We start from the raw sequence: 20,596 nt of genomic DNA, 5'->3' as shown, positions 1-20,596 counted from the left end.
CGCGTTTCGCACGCTGATATGCAGCGCCGGGTGTTTTCACCCGGCGCTTTGTTTTGGACCCCGTCAAGCGCGCCACCAAACCTCGCGCCGTGAAGAAGGCTGCGAACCGCAAACCACCACCCCACTCCGGGCGTGCGCGGGGGGATGCGCTCGGTCTGGTGGATCTGACGCTTGCCGCTGCCGAGGTTCAGCGAAAACTCAAGCAGACAGACCTGGTGCTCGACCACGTCACGCCGCAGGCCTTTGGCTTTGCGGCGGCACTCATGGTTCGGCACGCGGAGAAGACCATGCCCGGGCGTCGCGTTTGGATCTTGTGCGCGGACGTGAAGACGCAGGATCACGTGCATGCCGAACTCGGTGTATGGCAGTGCCCCGCCTTATATTTCCCGCGTCTTGGGCAGGTGGTGAACGATGCCTTGGTTGATCCTGAACTGCTGGCGGAGCGCGCGGGGGTGCTTGGCCGCATGATGGAAGGAGACGCGCCGGTCATGGTGCTGTGCGCGGAAAGTTTGGACGAGCCTGCTCCCGCACTGGCTGAAATCTCCAGCCAGCGCCGCGTGCTCAGCGTCGGCGCGAAGCTGGATGTGGAGGACCTGCTGCGAGATCTGAGCGAGGCGGACTACGAACGTGTGCCCGTCGTTACCGAGCGCGGTCAGTTCGCCCGTCGTGGTGGCATCGTGGACTTTTTCTCCTGGCAGGCGGAAGAACCGCTGCGACTGGAGTTTTTCGATGACGAGATCGAATCGATCCGTGCCTTTGATCTGCACAATCAGTCTTCCATCAAGCGGCTGGAGAGCGTGGGCGTCATCCTTCAGATGAATGACAATGCGGAGGAAGCTTCTCGAGTGCGGGAGCATCTGCATAAGGAGGATTTCGTCGTCACCATTGATTGTGAGGGCGAAGCGCATGCCCGCATTCTCAGCGGTGCGGCGCCCGTTGAGGGCATGGAGGATTACTCGGCGGCGATTCATGAGAACCCGCTGGGAGTGTTCGATGCTTCCGACTTTGTTTTGCATGAAGCACGGCGTGAGCACTTCGCCCGTCAAATTCGCGAATGGCATGGCGATGGCTGGCGCACCGTCATTTTCTTCCATAACGAGGCTGAACGTGAGCGTTTCGCGGAACTGCAGAGCGGCCTTCCTGCCTCGCTCGAAACAAAGCTGGGCTTGTTGTATCGCGGTTTCACCGTGCCGGCGGCCAAACTGGCGGTGCTGACCGGAGCTGAAATTTTTGGCCGTCATCAAAATATCCGCCGCGTGCGCGGCTCGAAACTCGATGAAGCCGAAGTGCTGCGCAAGGCGCGCGATGTGATGCGCGACCTGCGCGAAGGCGACATCGTCGTGCATGCCGAGCATGGTGTCGCCCGCTTCGGCGGCGTCGAGGTGCGTGATTCCGGCAAGCGCGAAGAGGTGCTCGTGCTGCATTACGCCGAAGGTGCGAAGCTCTTTGTGCCCGTGGCTCACACGCACATGGTCACGCGTTACGTGGGCGTCGGTGGTAAAGCGCCCGCCTTGAGCAAACTCAGCGAAGCGCGCTGGCAGAAGACGCGCAAGAGCGCGGAGAAAAGCGTCGAAGACTTCGCCGTGCGCATGCTCAGTGTGGCGGCAGAACGGCAGACGCTGAAGGCGTATTCGCACCAGCCGGACACGAAGTGGCAGGTCGAGTTTGAAGAATCGTTTTTATACCGCGAAACTCCGGATCAGCTTCGCAGCGTGGAGGAGATCAAACGTGACATGGAGGCTGAAAAACCCATGGACCGTCTGCTCTGTGCCGACGTCGGCTTCGGCAAAACCGAGGTCGCCATTCGTGCAGCCTTCAAAGCCGTCATGGGAGGCCGTCAGGTGGCCATCCTCGTGCCCACCACGGTGCTGGCACGGCAGCACTGGGAGAATATTCGCCAGCGCATGAGCGAGTTCCCTGTGTCGGTTGAAATGCTCTGCCGCCTCACACCACCACACCGCGAACGCGAAATTTTGCGGGGCATCACTGAGGGCACCGTGGACATCGTCATCGGCACGCACCGCGTCATTTCCAAAGATGTGCGCTTTAAAAATCTCGGCCTCGCCGTGATCGATGAGGAGCAGCGCTTCGGTGTGAAGCACAAAGAAAAATTCAAAGATCTCTTTCGCCTCGTCGATGTGCTCACGCTCAGCGCCACGCCGATTCCGCGCACGCTCTACCTGGCGCTCATGGGCATGCGTGACATGAGCACCATCGAGACACCACCGCCGAACAAGCAGGCCGTGCAGACGATGATCTGCCCCTACGACGAGCGCACGATCAAGCAGGCCGTCGAGGCGGAGATCGAGCGTGGCGGGCAGGTCTTCTTCCTGCACAATCGCGTGATGACCATCGAAAAAGTCGCGCAGCGCATTCGTGATTTATGTCCGAAGGCCCGCGTGATCATAGGCCACGGCCAGATGGACAGCGAGCTGCTGGAGGACGTGATGCACACCTTTGTCGATGGCGGGGCGGATGTGCTCGTCTGCACCACCATCATCGAAAGCGGGGTCGATATCCCCAATGCGAACACCATCATCATTGATCGTGCGGATCGCTTCGGTTTGGCGGATCTCTATCAGCTGCGCGGTCGTGTCGGCCGTGGGGGGGTGCAGGCCTACGCCTATCTGCTGCTGCCCCAGGATGCGGTGACCGCAGGCGATGCACGCAAGCGCGTGAACGCGATCAAGCAGTACGCTGGTCTCGGCAGCGGCTTCAAAATCGCGCTGCGGGATCTGGAGATTCGCGGCGCTGGCAATCTTCTCGGCACCGAGCAGAGCGGCCATATCGCTGCCGTCGGGTTTGATCTCTACTGCCAGATGCTGAAGCAAAGCGTCGCCCGCATGCAGGGCCGTCGTGTGGCACGCCCGGTCGAAGTCGGGCTGCGTTCAGATTTCCTCGTCATGAACGAGGCCATGATGGTGCAGGCGGAAAAACACGCCACGCCGGCCTTCCTGCCGTCCACCTTCATCGAAGACCTCAAGCTGCGCATCACGGCCTACCGCCAGGTCGGCGAGATCATGACCCGCAAGGAGCTTGAGGAACTGGAAGCCCAGTGGCGTGACCAATTTGGCGAAAAGCTTCCCCACGCCGTGCAGAACCTGCTCACCTGCGCCTCCATCCGCCTCGCCGCAGCACACGTCGGCATCAGCGATGTCGAAATCAAAGAGCGCAAACTCATGCTCACGCGGAATGGCAAGTTCGTCATGATCCAGGGCAAATTCCCCCGCCTCAGTTCCCGCGAAGGTCACAAGCAGCTCACTGAGACTCTGGAGATGCTGCGGACGCTGTGATCAGACGTGGCTCGACAGCTCCGCGTCGAAAAGCTTTTGCCCTGTGGCATCCCCAAGCTCATAACACTGCTTGAGCCTGCCCGGAAAAAATGGCGAAGGGCGCGAATGGTTCGTGGTGATGATGGTGAGCTTTTTGCCGTGCAGGCGTGCCAGTTCAATGCGGTCGTTCAGAATCTGGCGGTTCATCGATGCATGCGTCGCGGCGATGGTGGCCATCAGACGAGACAGCGGCATCAGCGGCGGCTTCCCACGCGGCTGGTCGATGCGGTGAATGATGATGTGATCGATGTCGTCATCCGTGAACCAGGGATCAATGGGCGATTCATGCGCGACACCACCGTCAGTGCACATGCGGTTTTCAAACTCAAGCGGCGTGAAGAGCATCGGCACGCAGGAGCTGGCAGCCATCGCCGTGGCCAGTGGCCCGCTGCGAACGAAGAGGGTTTCATGTTTTGACAGATCGCTCAAAGCGATCAGCAATCGGGGGCTCGACAGAGTTTCGATAGTCCGCTTGCCAACGACCGATTCGAAATGACTGATGGCCCCCCGGGGGTCGAAAAAGCCGGGATGAGGACAAAAGAAGCTGCTGATGAGCTGGTGCCAGAGCCACTTGGTGCGCATGGCAAAGGATAGATGGAGGCGAGGGCTTAGCACCGCCTGCCGGATGACTTCCTGTTCCAGGCCTGCGGCGTAAAGCCCTGCGGTGATGGCCCCTGCTGAAGAGCCGGAGATGGCCACCGGACGCACCCCCAGCGCATGAAGCCGCGCCAGGAAGCCCGCATGCGTGGCATAGCCCATGAACGAGGCTCCGAGTGAGATGGCGATGCGCGGTGGTGAACTCATGCGCACTGCGCCTCCGGCGCGATGATGGCGGAATGCTTGGCGCGCAGGAAGATCACACCTCCGACGATGCCCCAGAACAGATTGAAGATCCAGCCTGCCAGAGAGGCAGAGACGCCCACAGCCACGGGCACATTGGCCAGACCTGCCAGCAGAGCCTCGAAGGTGCGCTCACGTACGCCCAGCCCCGAGATGGAAACCGGCAGTGAGGCCGCTGCATCGACGATCGGCATGGCCGTGAGCACGTCGAGCACAGGTGCCGCGCCGCCCACCGCACGCAGGCCGCAATAAAAGCTCATGAAAAAAGCCGCATGCATGCCGGTGGAAACAACCGAAGCCGAAAGGGTGCGCTGCCAGAGCCGGGCAGCGACATCATGAATTCGCGAAAGACGTGCGATGAGTCCGGCCAGCCTGGGATTTCCCATGGTGCGGGGAAACGCGCGCCGTCCCCAGGCCAGCAGGCTGGGTTTGAAGGAAAGCCAGCTGATCACCAAGCACACAAGCGCCCCGCCGACATACATGGCATAACCCGTGATCAGCATGCGCAAATCATGGCCGATTTCATTCCAGTGAGAGGCCCTCGTCAGCATGCAGATCGCGAACAAGGCGGCCACGGAGATAAGACCCGTGAGATGATCCAGCACGAGCGACACACTCACCGGCATCGTCTGTCCGGGCAGACGCCGGGAAAGTGACATGATCTTGTAAGTGTCGCCACCCACCACGCCGACGGAACTGATGTTGAAGAAGGCGCTGACGATTTCCGTGGAGAGCACAACATGGAACGGCAGATCCGGCACCTGACCGCGCAGAATGATGTGCCAGCGCAGGGCGGCCAGAAACAGCGAGAAAAACGCAAAGGAGATCCCGGCAAGCATCCAGGGCCAGTTCGTCAGCAGGGCACGCAGACGCGGAACGATGTCAGCGATGAGATCATGCTCCCGAAACAGCAGCGCAAGCAGCACTCCGCTGATGAGCAGACGCAGGGAGATGGAGATGAGGCGTTTCAAAACGCAGGGCTAGGGCAGGGAAGTCACGCTGCCGCCTTCTGGTCCACGGCCTCAGCGATCGAGTTCACATTTTGCAGAATGCGCTTTGCCTGATCCTGATCGGCCATTTTGAAGCCAAAGTGTTTTTCGATCATCACCACAAGCTGAAGGGCGTCCACGGAATCGAGGCCGATGCCTGCGGGTCCAAAGAGAGGGGTGTCATCGCCGATTTCATCTGCGGCCATGTCGAGCATGAGTTCGCTGATCATTAGTTCCTTGAGGCGCTGGCGGGTCGGCATGTAGGGGATACGTTTCGTAGGGTCCAGAGGGTAGGCTAAAGGAGGCCTCCGTCAATTTTTAGGGTCGAACCAGTGATATAGCTCGCATCCGGGCTCGCAAGGAAGAAAACCGCAGCCGCAATCTCCGCCGGCTTGGCGAAACGCCGCATCGGGAGCTGCATTTTGAGTGCTTTGAGGTGCTCCGGGGTCCATTCGGACGGCAGACCCCCTTCAATATAGCCGGGGCAGATCACATTCACGGTGATGCCCATGCGGGCAGATTCCTTGGCCAGACTTTGTGTCAGACCTATCACTCCGGCCTTGGCGGCGGCGTAATTGGTTTGTCCCGCCGGTGAAGAAATGGCGCTGAGCGAGGCGATGTTCACGATCCGCCCCTGCCGCTCCCGCATCATCCCGGGCAAAACCGCCTGGCAGCCGTGGAAGACGGCGTTCAGATTGGCATCCAAAACACGCGACCACTGATCCTGCGCCATGTTGGCCAGCAGCGCGTCCTCATGAAAGCCCGCGTTATTGATCAGGACGCTCACCGGTGCTGCCTGGGCCTCGATTTCGGCCAGTGCAGTCTTCCATTCGTCTGGAGAGGTGATTTCGAGCGTGATCAAATCCGCACGGCCCGGGAATCGCGCCACAAGCTCCTGCGCCCGCTCCCGCCGCTCGCGCACACCAAGAAACACACGGCAGTCCTCTTCCCGTGTCAGGAAGAATTCGGCGGTGGCAAGGCCCAGCGCCCCATTCGCGCCGGTAATCAGGATGCTACGACTCATCGTGAAGCATTGGCGTCCGCAGGGAGGAGTTGCAAGTCACTTGATCGTTCCAATCCAGACCTGGGGCGATCGGACGCCCGGCCGTGCCTCACCGCCGGGGATCACGATTTGGTCCTGCCAGCGCACGGCATTGGTCGTGACGAGAGAAAAAGGCACCTCGCCCGCCTGGCTCCAAGTCTGCGTTTTCACGTCAAAGACTAGAACCGACCGTGGGAAGCCCGGATGCTTTTCCTTGGGTTCAAAGTTCACATTCGCTCCGTCGTCACCGCCCAGAATGTAGATCTTGCCATCGATCACGGGAGCCGGATTCGGAGCCGCCACGGCCACGCGGGGCATATCAGGCAGTTTTTTCCATCCTGTGGCCGGTTCGTAGGCCCACGCATTGTTCAGCCATTCGCGCTCAGGTTTGCCATCCTTTCCCGCGTGCAATGCCGCGCCACTGAACAAGTGCACCACGCCATTCACGGCAGCCATGCATGCCAGGATGCGTGGTTTGCCGGGGCAGTGGGGGAGTTCCTGCCATTTTGCATCGGATTGTTTCAAATCGAGCGACCAAAAGGTGCTCAGGGCGGTGGTGGCCGCCGGTGTTTCGATGCCCCCAGATATGTAGATGACCCCATCGGATTCGCACCCGCACATAAAGGCGCAGGGCTTTGGCAGCGGCGGCAGTTGGCCAGCTTTTTGCACCCAGAACACCTCGCGGAAATGCTCGGTGGCATTGCCACCGCCGAGGACGATCCAGCCGGCGGGAGTCGTGATGCTCACCCCGTAGCCATTGAGTTTGGGCAGTTTTCCCACCACCCGCCAGGCTCCGTCAGGTTTCTCCAGCGCGAAGAGTGTGTCATACCAGACCTTCGTGCCGCCTTCCCACGGCATTTTGTCGATGAAATGCGTGCCTCCGGCGACCATGAGCGTGCCATCCACCACCCCGGCAAACGAACCGGCGAACCCTCGTGCATCGGGCAGAGCAGGCAGCGGCGACCATTGCAAATCGGCGGCGGAGGCGGTCAAAGTGAGGGACATGAGACAGAGCAGCGGGCGAAGCATGACCGGCACATAACGTCGTTTTGATGATAGTTCCGGCACATTGAGTGCTTATTTTGGCATACTCATGCTCACCATTTCCGGCAAATCCCACGGCAAGTTCTGCGACGGCGTCTCGCGTCGCGACTTCCTGCGCATCGGCGGCCTCGCCATGGGCGGGCTGTCGTTGCCGGAATTGCTGAAGGCCGAGGCCGAGGCGCGCACGGGCCGCAGCTTTAAATCCGTGATCATGATCTACATGTGTGGCGCACCGCCGCACCAGGACATGTATGATTTGAAGATGGACGCGCCGCTGGAGATTCGCGGCCCCTATAAACCGATCAAGACCGCTGTCCCCGGCATCCACATCTCCGAGCACGCGCCGCGTCTCGCCAAGATCATGGACAAGCTGGTGCCGATCCGCAGCATGTACGGCTCTCCAAACGGCGCGCACGACAGCTTCATCTGCTACACCGGCAAGCCACCCCCGCCGAACGGTGGCGGTGCCCCTGTGGGCCGCCTTTCCGATCCGCCCTCCATCGGTTCCGTCGTTTCCAAGCTCAAAGGCCAGGCGGATCCTGCCATGCCCGCCTTCATCGGCCTCGCTCCCAAGGCCGGTCATCCTCCCTATGGCTCGCCAGGACATCCGGGCTTCTGCGGCAACACGCATGCCGCCTTCCGTCCGAACGGCGCGGGCATGGAAGATCTCCAACTCAATGGCATCACGCTTGACCGTCTCGAAGACCGCCGCTCACTGCTCACCGGCTTTGACAAATTCCGCCGCGAGATCGACGCCAGCGGCCTCGTCGGCAGCATGGACGCCTTCAATCAGCAGGCCCTGAATGTACTGACATCCAGCAAGCTGCTCACCGCGCTCGATTTGAACCAGGAGAGCCTCAAAACCCGTGAACGCTACGGCAAAGGCGACCCGAGGAACTACGGCGACGGCGCTCCGATGAATCTCGAGCACTTCCTGCTGGCCCGCCGTCTCGTCGAAGCCGGTGCCCGTGTGGTGACGCTGAATTTCGGCCGCTGGGACTTCCACGACAACAATTACCCGCAGCTCCTGCGCCATCTGCCGCTTTTCGATCAAGGCATGAGCGCTCTCGTGGAAGATCTCCATCAGCGCGGCCTCGACAAAGACGTCGCTGTTGTCGCCTGGGGTGAGTTTGGCCGCACGCCGATGGTGAACAAAGAGGGGGGGCGCGACCACTGGCCTCGTGTCGGCGGTGCTTTGCTTGCGGGTGGCGGTATGCGCACAGGTCAGGTCATCGGTGCCACGGACCGGCTCGGCGGCGAACCCACCGAACGCCCCGTCCATTTCGGCGAAGTCTTTGCCACGCTCTACAAGCACATGGGCATCGACACCGTGAAGACCACACTCAACGATTTGACCGGCCGTCCGCAGTATCTGGTCGATGGCTGGCAGCCCATGCCGGAGCTGATTTGAGGCGGAACGCGCCTTGCCCATGCCCCCTTCAGGCATTATAGGTTGCCATGTATCCGATCAAAACCACCATTCCAGAAGGCTTGGTCCTCAAAGAAGGGGATGAAGCTGATCTGCGTGTGGTGATGCAGGATGGCGCGATTGTGGTGACCAAGATATTGCGTCAGAAGTCCGCTGCAGATCCTGCAACCGCTGATCATACGATCAAGCTGGGTGCTTGGAACCGGAAGTAGTTCGTTTGGAAAGTCTTGGCGGCAGAAGGCGTATTTCCATACGCATGTCTTTTCCGCATCCAGCACATCCCGTTTCCCGCCGTGAAGTGATTCAGGCCGGGGCGGTGGGTTTGCTTGGCCTCGGCATGAATCATCTCAGCGCGCTCCAGGCGATGACGGCGGCCACGCAACCGCCACGGGCAAAGTCCGTGATCTACATCTTTCTTTCAGGCGGACTCGCCCAGCATGAGAGCTTCGACATGAAGCCGGATGCCCCCATGGAAATCCGGGGCGAGTTCAAACCCATCCGCACGCGTACGCCAGGACTGCACATCTGCGAGCACCTGCCCAATCTCGCGCGCATCTCGGAAAAGTGGTCGCTGGTGCGTTCGCTTACCCATGGCAGCAGTGATCACTCGCTGGGCCATCACATCATGCTCACCGGCCGCAGTGATGCGCCGCTGGGGTTCGATCCATCGAAGCCGAAGAAGTCCGATCATCCCAGCATGGCGGCGCTGGCCACGGCATTGCTGCCAAAGCGCAAAGACAATCTGCCGCCTGCCATTGTGCTGCCGGAGAAACTCGTGCATCGCGAAGGCCGCACGCTAGCCGGGCAGTTCGCAGGCACGCTTGGCGCGCAGCATGACCCATGGTTTTTGGAGATGTCTCCCTACCATCCGAAGCACTACGGCGCGTTTCCAAACTACCTGTTCCATCATGAGCGCGGTTTTGAAACGGACACCACCCTGCGCTTTCAGGCCCCGCATCTCTCGCTGCCGCAGGGGCTCACGATGGATCGCGTGATGGACCGCGTTTCACTCCGCAATGCCTTGGAGCAGCAAACCAATGATCTCACCGCGCTGGCGGGTGATGAAGCCTTTGATTCCACCCGGCAGGCGGCCATCGGCCTGCTGAGCAATCGCAAGGTTCATGATGCATTCAGTCTGGAAAAAGTGGATCCCAAAATGCTCGACCGCTACGGTCGTAACAGCTTTGGCTGGTCGCTGCTCATGGCCCGCAGGCTTGTGGAAAGTGGCGTGCGCATGGTGCAGGTGAATCTCGGCAACAGCGAGACCTGGGACACTCATCAGGCCGCTTGGGGAAATCTGAAAAACTACCTGCTCCCGCCGATGGATCTGGCCGTGAGCGCCTTGCTCGAAGATCTCGACGCTAGCGGGCAGCTCGATGAGACCCTCATCATCATGGGCGGCGAGTTTGGCCGCACGCCTAAAATCAAAAGCATCTCCGCCACCGCTCTGCCGGGTCGTGATCACTGGGGCCACGCACAAAGCATTCTTCTTGCCGGCGGTGGCATCAAAGGTGGTCGCGTCATCGGCTCCACCGACAAAATCGGCGGCTATCCCGCCAGCGATGCGCAGACGCCTGAAAATCTCGCTGCGACGATCTACGAGGCTCTGGGCCTGCCACGCGAAACGATCTGGAAAGACTTCACAGGCCGCCCGCACACGCTGTACATGGGCTCGCCGATTGGCGGGCTGACGTAACGCGTCATTTGCCTTTCCGCTCGGTCTTTGCTGTCACATCGACACCATCAGAAGTGATCTCAATGTTGCCATGCCACGCGGTCACAAACACCTGCGTACCCAGCGGCTCAAACTGCTTTGTCAATTTCTCGCCGGGCGAGGGCACTTCGCTTCCCGCGTAAAAATCCAGGCATGAGGCAATGGCAAATTTTGGCTTCGTCGCCGCCGCAAATTCGGGATGCGTATTGAAACCATGATGCGGTGCCGTGACCACCGCCGCTTTCAATTTCTCCGGCGGAGTTTTTTCCAGGACATAGCGCTGCCCCGTGCCGTAGGCGTCGCCGGGGAAGAAGATGACGTTTTGACCATGCTGCATGCGCAGGAAGAGCGAGTTTGTGTTCAGCAGTCCGTGCTCGGTGATCTTGGCAGGATCAGTGTCGACGTTGTGCATGGTCTTCGGCGGCGAGAGCACTTCGACGGTCAATGCAGGATCAAAGTTGAGTTTGTCTCCCTCGGTGGCGGCGATGTACTTCGCACCGCGTTCCTGCGCGTGTTGGCGGAGGCGGTTGTAGGCCAGCGAGAAGCCGCGTGCGGAGTAACCAGTGTCCACAAAGGTCTTCACCGGCATGTGATCCAGCAGCCACATCGCGCCGCCATAATGGTCGCCATGCGGATGGCTGATCGCGATGCCGTCGAGCTGCGTGATTCCCCGTGCTTTGAGAAAGGGCTCAATGGTGTCGCGTCCGGCATCATACGTGTCGGACTGCGGCCCGGTGTCGATCATCCATGTCCTGCCGCCCGGTGTCGATCATCCATGTCCTGCCGCCCGGCTTTTGCACCACCACGGCCAGCCCGTGCTTCGGCATGTTCAAGTAGGTGATGATGAGCTTGCCATCCGCTGCGTGAAGGGATGTCGCCAGCAGCAGGCAGAAGGTAATGAGTCGTATCATAGACGTTTGAGCCTGTTCCAGCCTTCAGCGGGCTGTCGAGGCAATTTCCTCCACTCCGGCACCTGCACGAGAGTTTGCTCCATCAAATCGGCGCATTGCTCGGCGATTGTCACCAAAGTATCCCGCATGCCCGCGCTCTCGGCGATTTTGATCATCGCATCAAACTCCAGCCCTCCGCTCACGCGCTTCGCTTCCTCGCTGTCACGCTGCACCACACGCAGCACATCGGTGGTGTGATACGGGAGCCAACGGCGGTTTTCGGTGAGCACAGCAGCCAGCAGTGATTGTAACTCGGGCTTCCAGCCGTCATCAAACAGCTGCGCGAGATCACCGCGCTTTTCGCCAACACGCATGTAGTGCGACTGGATCGACTCCACCGGCGTTGCGGCCATGTCACGAAAGGTTTTGACCCACTCGATGCCCAACTCGCCGCCAATCGTATGAAACGTGAACTGATCCTGCACGATGCGATTTCGCGGGGTGTAAACGCCATCGAGCAAATGCATTCGAATGCCCGGCTGGATCGACTTGATCAACGAGTCTCCAACAATGTGCACCATCCAGCCCAGTGCATAAGCCAGGCCGCGCTCAGAGCTCATGTCATCACGAATCGCCCGCGCACAATAATCTGCCAGATGGTCCCACGGCACACGCAGGTTCACCTCCGGTTTTGCCCAGCCGAATACTAGATGCGCACGTCCATAAAACAGCTCATGAATTTCCTTGGGCCGGTATTTGCGCCCCTCATGCTCCAGTGTCCAAGGTTTCACCGCACCTCCGGTGATCGGGCTTTTTTCCAACGGCACCGTGCCAAAGCCCAACTCGCGTCCGGTATCTATACAGACGGCTTCTGGCATCACCTGGATGTCGCAGCCGAGATACGCACCGCAGAGGAAGCTGGGCAAATGTCGCTCGATGATCGGAGTGATGGGCAGGCCGCGTCCTTTCGCGGCTTTTGCCGCGAGAATGCCATACATCGTGTGTCCGATCAGTCCGCTCATGTTTAGAACCAAACGCATTCTGTATCACCGGTCTGGCAAGAGTCCCATCCCTCGCCCCGTAGGTTAACGGCCCTCCACCCAGCCATGCTCAATCTCTACTCACATCCCAGCGGCGGCTATTGCGATGGCGTGTCGCGTCGAAACTTCCTCAAGATCGGCGGGCTCGCCATGGGCGGGCTGTCGTTGAATGATGTGCTGCGTGCCGAGTCCGTTCAGAAGACTGGCAAGTCGCACAAGGCGGTGATCATGATCTTCCTGCCCGGCGGCCCGTCGCATCAGGACATGTTCGACATGAAGCCGGACGCGCCGAGTGAGATTCGTGGCGAGTTCAAACCGATCTCAACCAACGTCCCCGGCATCCAGATCTGCGAGCATCTGCCGCGTCTCGCGAAGATGATGGACAAGTGCACTCTCATCCGTTCGCTCGCCGACTGTGATTCGCGCCACGATGCCTTTCAGTGCCTCACCGGCCGCAACTCCAAGCAGCAGCCTCCCGGTGGCTGGCCTTCGCTCGGCTCCATCGTCTCGCGTTTGCAGGGCAGCACCAATCCCGCCATGCCGCCGTTCGTCGGACTTGCGCCCAAGATGGGCCACATGGAATGGGCCCGCACGGGTGAGCCAGGCTATCTCGGCGTCGCGCATGCACCGTTCCAGCCAAACCGCGGTGGCGGCACGGAGGACATGTCGCTCCATGGTATCACGCTCGATCGTCTTCGTGATCGCAAGTCGCTGCTCTCCAGTTTTGACGTTCTGCGGCGTGATCTCGATGCCACCGGACTCATGGGCGGCGTGGATGTCTTCAATGAGCAGGCTCTCAATGTGCTCACGAGCCCGAAGCTGCTTCACGCCCTCGATTTGAGTCGTGAAGATCCGCGTGTCGTCGAGCGCTACGGCAAAGGCGAAAACCGCAATCGTGACGACGGCGGCCCGCGTCTGCCCGAACACTTCCTTGCCGCACGCCGTCTCGTCGAAGCTGGCGCTCGTGTCGTCACGCTCGCCTTCAGCCGCTGGGACTACCATTCCAACAACTTCGGCCAGTTGCGCGAAGACCTGCCGCTGCTCGACAGCGGACTCAGCGCGCTTATTGCTGATCTGCACGAGCGCGGCCTGGACAAAGATGTCTCCGTTGTCGTTTGGGGAGAATTTGGCCGTACTCCGAAGATCAACGCCAATGGAGGCCGGGACCACTGGCCGCGCGTCGCCTCCGCACTCCTTGCCTGCGGTGGCATGCGCCACGGTCAGGTCATCGGTGCCACCGATAAACAAGCCGGCGAACCCACCGAACGCCCCGTCGCCTTTGGCGAGGTCTTCGCCACGCTCTACAAGCAGATGGGCATTGATGTCACCAAGGCCACGCTCACTGATCTCACCGGCAGACCCCAGTATCTGGTCGATAGCCATCTGCCGATGGCGGAGCTGGTGTGAAAGATTCAAACCGGAAACTCACTCTCCTTTTAATCTGGAAGACAAGAATTCAGCTCTCACCCCGTAGTTTGACCCATCATGAATCTGAAACGCGCCACCCTCATCGCCGCACTGTCTGCTTCCGCACCATGTTTTGCGGCCGAAGCTCTGCGCCCGCTGAATTTTGCGAACGACATCGTTCCCATCCTCACCAAGGGCAGTTGCAACTCCGGCGGTTGCCATGGCAAATCGGGCGGACAGAACGGCTTCAAGCTCTCGCTCCTCGGCTTTGAGCCCCAGGAAGACTATGAGCATATCGTGAAGGAAGCCCGCGGACGCCGCGTGTTTCCGGCCTCGGCAGAGCAAAGCCTGCTGCTGACCAAAGGCACCGCCCAGCTCCCGCACGGCGGCGGCAAGAAGCTCGATCCAAAATCCGAGGACTATGCCGATCTGGCACGCTGGATTCGTGAGGGCATGCCCTATGGCAAGGACACCGATCCCAAGATGGCGAGTATCAGCGTGGAGCCCGCTAAGCTCACCATGCCGCTCAAAGGAGCGCAGCAGCTCAAGGTCACCGCACATTACACCGACGGCAGCACCCGTGACGTTACCAAGCGCGCGCTGTATGAAGCCAACGAAAAAGCGATGGCCGAGACCAGTGAAACCGGCCGCGTGCAGCTCTTTGATCTTCCCGGAGATGTCGCCGTGATGGTCCGCTATCAGGGCAAGGTCTCCACCTTCCGCGCCACCGTGCCGCTCGGCGCTCCGGTGGACAAACTGCCCGCCTCGCGTGGTTTTGTGGATGATCTCGTCTTCGCGAAATTGAAGACCATCGGCATGCCGCCGTCTGACATCGCTGACGACGGCACCTTCATTCGCCGTGTCACCCTCGACATCACCGGCCGCCTGCCCACCGCCGCAGAAATGAAGGACTTCATGGCCTCCAAAGATGCCGCAAAACGCAGCGTCCTCATCGACCGCCTGCTCGACAGCCCTGAATACGCCGAGTACTTCGCCAACAAGTGGAGCGCTCTCCTGCGCAATCAGCGCACCCAGCCCAATTTTGCGCGCGGCAGTTATCTCTTCTACTCATGGATTCGCGACAGCATCGCAGACAACAAGCCTTACGATCAATTCGTGCGCGAAGTCGTCTCCGCTTCCGGTGATCTCGATCAGAATCCCCCTGTCGCCTGGTATCGTCAGGTCAAGGAAATGAAGCAGCAGATGGAGGATGTGGCTCAGCTCTTCCTCGGCACACGCATGCAGTGTGCGCAGTGTCACCATCACCCCTTTGAGAAGTGGAGCCAGCAGGACTACTACGGCTTCGCCGCCTTCTTCAGCAACGTCAGCCGCAAGCCCTCGGCTTTTGCCGGTGAAGAAATGATCTTCAACAAGCGCGGTGTAGCCCAGACCACGAACATTCGCACAAAGGAGGCCGTCACCCCCACCAGTCTCGGCGGTCCAACTTTGAAACTGAAGCCTGAACAAGATCCACGTCGTGCGCTCGCCGAATGGATGAGCCAGAAGGACAATGCTTTCTTTGCCCACACGCTGGTGAATCGTTACTGGAAGCATTTCTTCAACCGCGGCCTCGTCGAACCCGAGGACGACATGCGCGAGACCAATCCGCCGGTGAATCCCGAGCTTCTCAGCGCCCTCGCGGCGGACTTCGTGAAGAGCGGCTACAATTTGAAGCAGCTCATCCGCACCATCACCAATTCCACCACCTACCAGCTCAGCGCTGTTCCAAACACCTACAACGCGAAGGACCGTCAGAACTTCAGCCGCTACTATCCAAAGCGTCTCAACGCCGAAGTCCTCTACGATTCCGTCAACACGCTGCTCGATGTACAAACAAATTTCGCCGGTCAGGCCCCCGGCACACGCGCCGTCTCTCTGCCTGACAACAGTTACAACCAGAGCACCTACTTCCTCAGCGTCTTTGGCCGTCCCGACTCCTCCAGCGCCTGCGAGTGCGAGCGCACGCAGGAGGCCAGCCTCGCGCAGAGCCTCCATCTGCTGAACGCCGCAGAAATCCAGACCCAGCTGTCCCGTGGCAATGGTCGCGCCGACACCCTCACGAAGGACACGCGTCCTGATGACGACAAGATCTCCGACCTCTACCACATCGCTCTCAGCCGCGACCCCAACGCTGCCGAAGTCAAATTTGCCCACACTCATCTCGACAAGAAAACTGCAGGCAAAACCGGCGATGAAGCCTTCAAAGGCAAAAAGGAAGCCTATGAGGACATTCTCTGGGCGCTGCTGAACACGAAAGAGTTCCTTTTTAATCACTAAGCGCTCGTGCCATGCCTTGCTCCAATTTTCAGTTTTCAGTTCTCAGTTTGCAATTTTCAGTTCTGCTGGCGCTCTCTGCTCCAGCGTTCTCTCAGGCCACCTTTCCGTCTCCGACGCTGACCTCGGTTGCTCCTCTGGGTGCCAAGGTCGGCGCCACGCTGGAACTCACCCTGCGTGGTACGGATCTCGAAGGGCCGCAGTCGGTCCTGCTCAACGAGCGCGCCATTCCGCTCAAGAGCATCAAGCCGAACGTCTTTAGCATCACGCTTCCCGCAGACCTGAAGCCTGCCCTCTACGATTGCCGCTTCGTTGGCCGCTACGGTGTCTCCAACCCGCGTGTCTTTGAGGTCACCACGCTTGATTCCATCGACTCCACTGGGGTAAACGCCAAACCTGACAAAGCGCTCAAAGTCAGTCTCAATTCTGTGGTTGAAGGCTGCTTCAAATCCAATTCGCCCCAGTGGTTCAGCGTGGATTTGAAAAAGGGGCAGCACCTTACCGCCACCTTCGACGGACGACGTTTTGACACACGCACCGAGTTGCTTGGCGCGCTGCTTGCACCCACCGGGCGCGAACTGGCCCACATGCGTGCCGGAGTCCTCGCCTTCACCGCCGCCGCCGATGCCACCTATCTTCTGCGCGTCAACGAGCTCATGTATCGCACGGGGGATGATTACGGCTACCGCATCACTCTTTCATCCGCGGCCCCTCCGGCACCAAGGACCGTCAAGCTTGAGGACGTGCGCCCCATCCAGATCGGTCAGACTGTTCGGGACTCCTTCCTGCCCCAAGGTCTGCCGCAGGTCTTTGATCTGCCCTTCAAGACGGGCGAAAAATTCATCATTGAGGTGCATTCCCATCAGCTCGGTCATGCCACCGATCCGCATCTGGTCATTGAAAATCTTGCCAAAGATCCGGCAGGCAAAGAAACGCTCAAACCACAGGCTGAGGTTGCTGATGCACCGGCCATCGTGCCCGTTCCCAGCATCAATCTTCCCAGCCGCGATCCCTCGTATGCCTATGAAGCAAAGGCGGACGGCACCTTCCGCATCACCCTCAGCGACAATTTCGCCACCACACAGCCCTACGAGCTGCGCATTCTCAAGGAAGCGCCCAAGCTTGACGAGCTCATCGCCCTCAATCCCATCCTCCCCGGAGCCAAGACCAAAGGAGGAGAGATCGGCAGCGCCAATATCCCGCGTGGTGGCATCGCCGCGTTGGAAATCATCGCTCCCAATCGCAATGCCCTGAGCGAGCCCCTTGAACTCAAGGCCGACAAGCTCCCTGCGGGCGTCACCTGCCTCGGCGGATTCATCGGCAAAGGCCAGTCGCTGGGCTACATCGCGTTTCAAGCGAGCGCCGATGCCCCGGCTGGAGCCAGCCTCCTCAGCGGAATTCCAAAGAGTCGCTTCGTGTGTTATGCGGTGGCTGACGCCACCCGGGACAACGTCCTCTATCGCACCGCCGGCGCATCTGCGCTCGGTGTCAGCGCACAAACCGCTCCTGCGTTCGTGCAGACGGAGAAAACGGACATCCTCGAAGTCGCTGCCGACGCCAAACTCGAAATCGCTCTCAAAGTCACCCGTCACGCCGACTTTACCGATGCTCTCAAACTGAAGGTCCTCGGTCTCATGGATGTCACCAAAGCTCCTGAAGCCGACATCCCCGCCAAAGCTGCGGCTGGCAAATTCACGCTGGATGTGAAAACGCTCAAACTCGCACCTGGAGATTACGGCTTCATCCTCCAAGGCCCGGCAAAAATGAAATTCCGCCGTGGTGTCGAAGAACTCAACGCTGCCGAAGCCGAAGCCAAAAAAGCCATCGAAGCGCAGGCTGCAGCCAAAAAGCAGCTCGACACCGCGAATGCGGACGCAACGCCGAAAAAGGCCGAACTCGTCAAAATCGCCACCGCCGCCCTCAAGACGGCAGACACTACCAAAGCCACCGCTGACAAGCTCGTCAAAGACCTCACCGCGAAGTCTGCTGCCAAAGACGCCACCTTCATTGTCTATTCCAATCCCATCCGCATCCGTGTGAAGGAGGTCGCAAAAAAATGAGAATCATCCTCCCATTCATCATCCTGAATTCGTCTTTCGTCATGGCCGCGGCTCCCGCGCCCATCGACTACGACCAGCAGATCCGTCCGTTCTTGAAGGACAACTGCATCGCCTGCCATAACAAGACCACCACCAAGGGCGGCCTCAACATGGAGACGCCTGAGCTCATGGCCAAGGGCGGCGAGAGCGACAAGGGCATCATTCCCGGCAAAGGCGCGGAGAGCGTCATGTACCAGGCTGCTGCGCATACCTGGGATTCCGAGATGCCGCCAAAGGGCAACAAGGTCGGCGCGGTGAATCTCACCCCCGAGCAGCTCGCGCTCTTCAAAGCGTGGATTGATCAAGGCGCAAAAGCCTCACCCAAAAAGTTGCAGATCATCGCATGGGAGCCGCTTCCGGCGGGCTTGCAGCCCATTTATGCCATCGCCGTTGCACCCTTGGGTGACTTTGCTGCTGCAGCTCGTGCAAACCAGATCAGCATCTACCACCTGCCCACCCAGAGTCTCGTCACCAAGCTCACGGATGAAACCTTGCTCAAAACCGGCCTCTACAAACAGCCTGGTGTCGCCCATCGCGATCTCGTGCAGTCTGTGGCTTTCAGCCCGGACGGCACACGCCTTGCCACCGGCAGCTTTCGTGAGGTGAAGCTGTGGAAACGCAGCGCCCCCGCTGCTCCCGCCTTCGCTCCTTCGGCCAAATTCACCGCAACGCAGGAGGCGGACAACTCCATCAAGCTGACCGAAACCGCCGGCGGCAAGCTCATCGCCCACATCAAATCCGACCTCTCCGCCGAGCAGGCCCTTGCTCAGCGCACGCTCACCGCCGTGCGTGCGGCGCTGGAAGAGACTTATCAGGGGGCAGCCATCAGGACGGCTGAAAGAGCTGTCACTGAGCAGACCGATCGCCTGAAGAAAGCCAACGAACTCGCCGAGCTCGCCAAGAAGGCCCTCGAAGAAAAGAAGAAGGACATCAAGCCCAAGGAGGACGCCAAGGTCGCAGCCGATAAAGCTGCCAAGGACATCGCGGATGAAGTGGCTAAAGCCAGCGCTGGCAAACCAGATGAAGCTTTGGCTCAAAAGCAGACTGCCGCACAGGCCAGTCTTGCCAAAGCCGTAACCGACCTTGCTCAGGCTCAGGCCGCTCTCCAACGCGCCGAAGCAGCCTTGGTAACCGCTGCCGCCGAAATCAAACTTGCGGCCACCAGCGATGCAAAAAAAACGGCTGCTCTGACCGAGCTCGTGGAACTCGCTAAAACGGGCCTCGAAGAAAAACGGAAGACCCTCAAGCCCAAGGAGGATGCCAAAGCCGCGGCAGAGAAATCAGCGAAGGAAATCGCGGATCAAATGGCCAAGGCTCCCAAAGGCAAACCCGACGAAGCATTGGCCAAAAAGAACACTGACGCTCAGGAAAAGGCCACGAAGGCGGCTGCGGATCTCAAACTCGCGCAGGAAGCCTTCACCCGTGCCGAAGCCGCGATCACCGACACGGCGAACGAAATCAAACTCGTCACCGAAAATGAAAAGAAAGCCAAGCAGTCCGTCATTGATGAGAAGGCACGCCTCGAAGTGGTGAAGAAGGAGGCGCTGAAGGCAAACGCAGACCGTGATCTCATTGCCAAAACGCTCACTACCGGACTCAAGAAAGCTAAGTCGCTCCAGTTCTCCGCGAACGGCCTCGAACTCATCGCCGAACAGGACAGCGGCCCGCCGCTCGCTTGGAGCACCGTGAATGGCAAACCCATCACGCCGGGCAGCACGAGTGCCGCATGGACCCTCGAACGCACCTTTGGCACCGGCGACGGCAATTCCCAAATCACTGACCGCGCCAACAGTCTCGCCTTCAGCCCCGACGGCAAAACGCTGGCCATCGGCAGCGGCGAGCCATCACGCAGCGGTGACATCACACTCTGGGACGTGGCGACTGGAAAGCTCACCACGAACTATGCCGAGCGCCATCTCGATAGCATCTTCGCGCTCGATTTCTCGCCCGATGGCAAGCTCCTCGCCTCCGGCGGCGCGGACAAAGCCGTGCGCATCACCGATTTGAGCACAGGTAAAGTCGTGAAGGTCTTTGAAGGTCACACGCATCACGTGCTCGGCCTTTCATGGCGCGCCGATGGCCGCGTGCTGGCCAGCAGTGGTGCTGACAACGTCGTCAAAGTCTGGGACTGGACCACCGGCGATCGCCGCAAGAGCGTCGATGGCTGGGACAAGGAAGTCACCGGCATCCACTACCTCGGTGCCGCAGATCAGATCGCCACTAGTGCTGGCGATACCAAGCTCCGCCTTATCACAAGTGATGGCGGCGAGGTGAAAAAACTGGCTGGCAGCACGGGCTTCCTCCAATCACTCGCCACCACCAAGTCCGGAGATGTGGTTCTCGGCGGCGACCAAGACGGATTTGTCCGCGCTTGGGATGTCGCCACAGCGAAGGAAATCGCTGTCTTCAAACCTTGAGTCTCAATCTGAGCATGGAGTGAAGCCGGGAGAAAGGATGCTGGCAGCGCTGCGTTAGCCTGTTGTACTCAGCAAGCCA

At 59.9% G+C, this 20,596-nt stretch carries 16 protein-coding genes; 8 read left to right on the top strand and 8 right to left on the bottom strand.

Going from position 1 to position 20,596, the window contains the following annotated elements:
* The first annotated feature begins 53 nt into the window (after positions 1-53).
* Entirely contained in the window at positions 54-3,293 is a 3,240-nt protein-coding gene (gene mfd, locus ACIREA_RS00080) for a transcription-repair coupling factor (protein ID WP_397379260.1), read from the top strand.
* Here mfd and ACIREA_RS00075 read toward each other — a convergent pair whose 3' ends face one another.
* The 5 genes from ACIREA_RS00075 to ACIREA_RS00055 are packed head-to-tail and all read right to left on the bottom strand — an operon-like array spanning position 3,294 to position 7,208.
* Entirely contained in the window at positions 3,294-4,136 is an 843-nt protein-coding gene (locus ACIREA_RS00075) for a patatin-like phospholipase family protein (protein ID WP_397379258.1), read from the bottom strand.
* Positions 4,133-5,143 (bottom strand): YbhN family protein, encoded by a 1,011-nt coding sequence (locus ACIREA_RS00070; RefSeq protein ID WP_397379256.1) that lies wholly within the window; start codon positions 5,141-5,143, stop codon positions 4,133-4,135. The genes ACIREA_RS00075 and ACIREA_RS00070 overlap by 4 nt, the downstream gene beginning before the upstream one ends.
* A gap of 23 nt (positions 5,144-5,166) precedes the next feature.
* Positions 5,167-5,421 (bottom strand): phosphopantetheine-binding protein, encoded by a 255-nt coding sequence (locus tag ACIREA_RS00065; protein ID WP_397379254.1) that lies wholly within the window; start codon positions 5,419-5,421, stop codon positions 5,167-5,169.
* Positions 5,422-5,456: 35 nt separating this feature from the next.
* On the bottom strand, positions 5,457-6,185 hold the full coding sequence (locus ACIREA_RS00060) for an SDR family oxidoreductase (RefSeq protein WP_397379252.1): 729 nt from the start codon (positions 6,183-6,185) through the stop codon (positions 5,457-5,459).
* 36 nt (positions 6,186-6,221) lie between these two features.
* The gene (locus ACIREA_RS00055) at positions 6,222-7,208 is read right to left on the bottom strand and encodes a galactose oxidase (protein ID WP_397379250.1); all 987 of its coding nucleotides are present in this window, start codon (positions 7,206-7,208) and stop codon (positions 6,222-6,224) included.
* Between the two features lie 88 nt (positions 7,209-7,296).
* On the opposite strand from ACIREA_RS00055, the gene ACIREA_RS00050 reads away from it, so the two are divergent.
* The 3 genes from ACIREA_RS00050 to ACIREA_RS00040 are packed head-to-tail and all read left to right on the top strand — an operon-like array spanning position 7,297 to position 10,372.
* The gene (locus ACIREA_RS00050) at positions 7,297-8,658 is read left to right on the top strand and encodes a DUF1501 domain-containing protein (RefSeq protein ID WP_397379249.1); all 1,362 of its coding nucleotides are present in this window, start codon (positions 7,297-7,299) and stop codon (positions 8,656-8,658) included.
* Positions 8,659-8,705: 47 nt separating this feature from the next.
* Positions 8,706-8,888, top strand: a complete 183-nt coding sequence (locus ACIREA_RS00045; RefSeq protein ID WP_397379247.1) for a hypothetical protein — start codon at positions 8,706-8,708, stop codon at positions 8,886-8,888.
* A 44-nt stretch (positions 8,889-8,932) separates the two neighbouring features.
* The gene (locus ACIREA_RS00040) at positions 8,933-10,372 is read left to right on the top strand and encodes a DUF1501 domain-containing protein (RefSeq protein ID WP_397379245.1); all 1,440 of its coding nucleotides are present in this window, start codon (positions 8,933-8,935) and stop codon (positions 10,370-10,372) included.
* Between the two features lie 4 nt (positions 10,373-10,376).
* Here the strand turns inward: ACIREA_RS00040 and ACIREA_RS00035 are convergent, their stop codons facing one another.
* Genes ACIREA_RS00035 through ACIREA_RS00025 form a run of 3 tightly spaced genes read right to left on the bottom strand, consistent with a single transcriptional unit; the run spans position 10,377 to position 12,302 of the window.
* On the bottom strand, positions 10,377-11,135 hold the full coding sequence (locus ACIREA_RS00035) for a ComEC/Rec2 family competence protein (RefSeq protein ID WP_397379243.1): 759 nt from the start codon (positions 11,133-11,135) through the stop codon (positions 10,377-10,379).
* Complete coding sequence (locus ACIREA_RS00030) at positions 11,101-11,301, bottom strand: hypothetical protein (RefSeq protein WP_397379241.1); 201 nt, start codon at positions 11,299-11,301, stop codon at positions 11,101-11,103. Before ACIREA_RS00030 ends, ACIREA_RS00035 begins: the two co-directional genes overlap by 35 nt.
* Complete coding sequence (locus ACIREA_RS00025) at positions 11,298-12,302, bottom strand: hypothetical protein (protein WP_397379239.1); 1,005 nt, start codon at positions 12,300-12,302, stop codon at positions 11,298-11,300. Before ACIREA_RS00025 ends, ACIREA_RS00030 begins: the two co-directional genes overlap by 4 nt.
* A gap of 84 nt (positions 12,303-12,386) precedes the next feature.
* On the opposite strand from ACIREA_RS00025, the gene ACIREA_RS00020 reads away from it, so the two are divergent.
* The 4 genes from ACIREA_RS00020 (at position 12,387) to ACIREA_RS00005 (ending at position 20,517) form a co-directional block, all read left to right on the top strand.
* On the top strand, positions 12,387-13,727 hold the full coding sequence (locus tag ACIREA_RS00020) for a DUF1501 domain-containing protein (RefSeq protein ID WP_397379237.1): 1,341 nt from the start codon (positions 12,387-12,389) through the stop codon (positions 13,725-13,727).
* A 78-nt stretch (positions 13,728-13,805) separates the two neighbouring features.
* The gene (locus ACIREA_RS00015) at positions 13,806-16,004 is read left to right on the top strand and encodes a DUF1549 domain-containing protein (protein ID WP_397379235.1); all 2,199 of its coding nucleotides are present in this window, start codon (positions 13,806-13,808) and stop codon (positions 16,002-16,004) included.
* Positions 16,005-16,051: 47 nt separating this feature from the next.
* Entirely contained in the window at positions 16,052-18,061 is a 2,010-nt protein-coding gene (locus ACIREA_RS00010; RefSeq protein WP_397379233.1) for a hypothetical protein, read from the top strand.
* Positions 18,058-20,517 carry a c-type cytochrome domain-containing protein gene (locus ACIREA_RS00005; RefSeq protein ID WP_397379231.1) on the top strand — a complete coding sequence of 820 codons (2,460 nt, stop codon included), beginning with the start codon at positions 18,058-18,060 and terminating at the stop codon, positions 20,515-20,517. Before ACIREA_RS00010 ends, ACIREA_RS00005 begins: the two co-directional genes overlap by 4 nt.
* The last annotated feature ends 79 nt before the right edge of the window (positions 20,518-20,596 follow it).

The organism is Prosthecobacter sp. (assembly GCF_044373815.1).
Taxonomy (GTDB): domain Bacteria; phylum Verrucomicrobiota; class Verrucomicrobiia; order Verrucomicrobiales; family Verrucomicrobiaceae; genus Prosthecobacter.
Note: the sequence above shows the minus strand (reverse complement) of the source record. Positions and strands in the feature narration are given on the sequence as shown.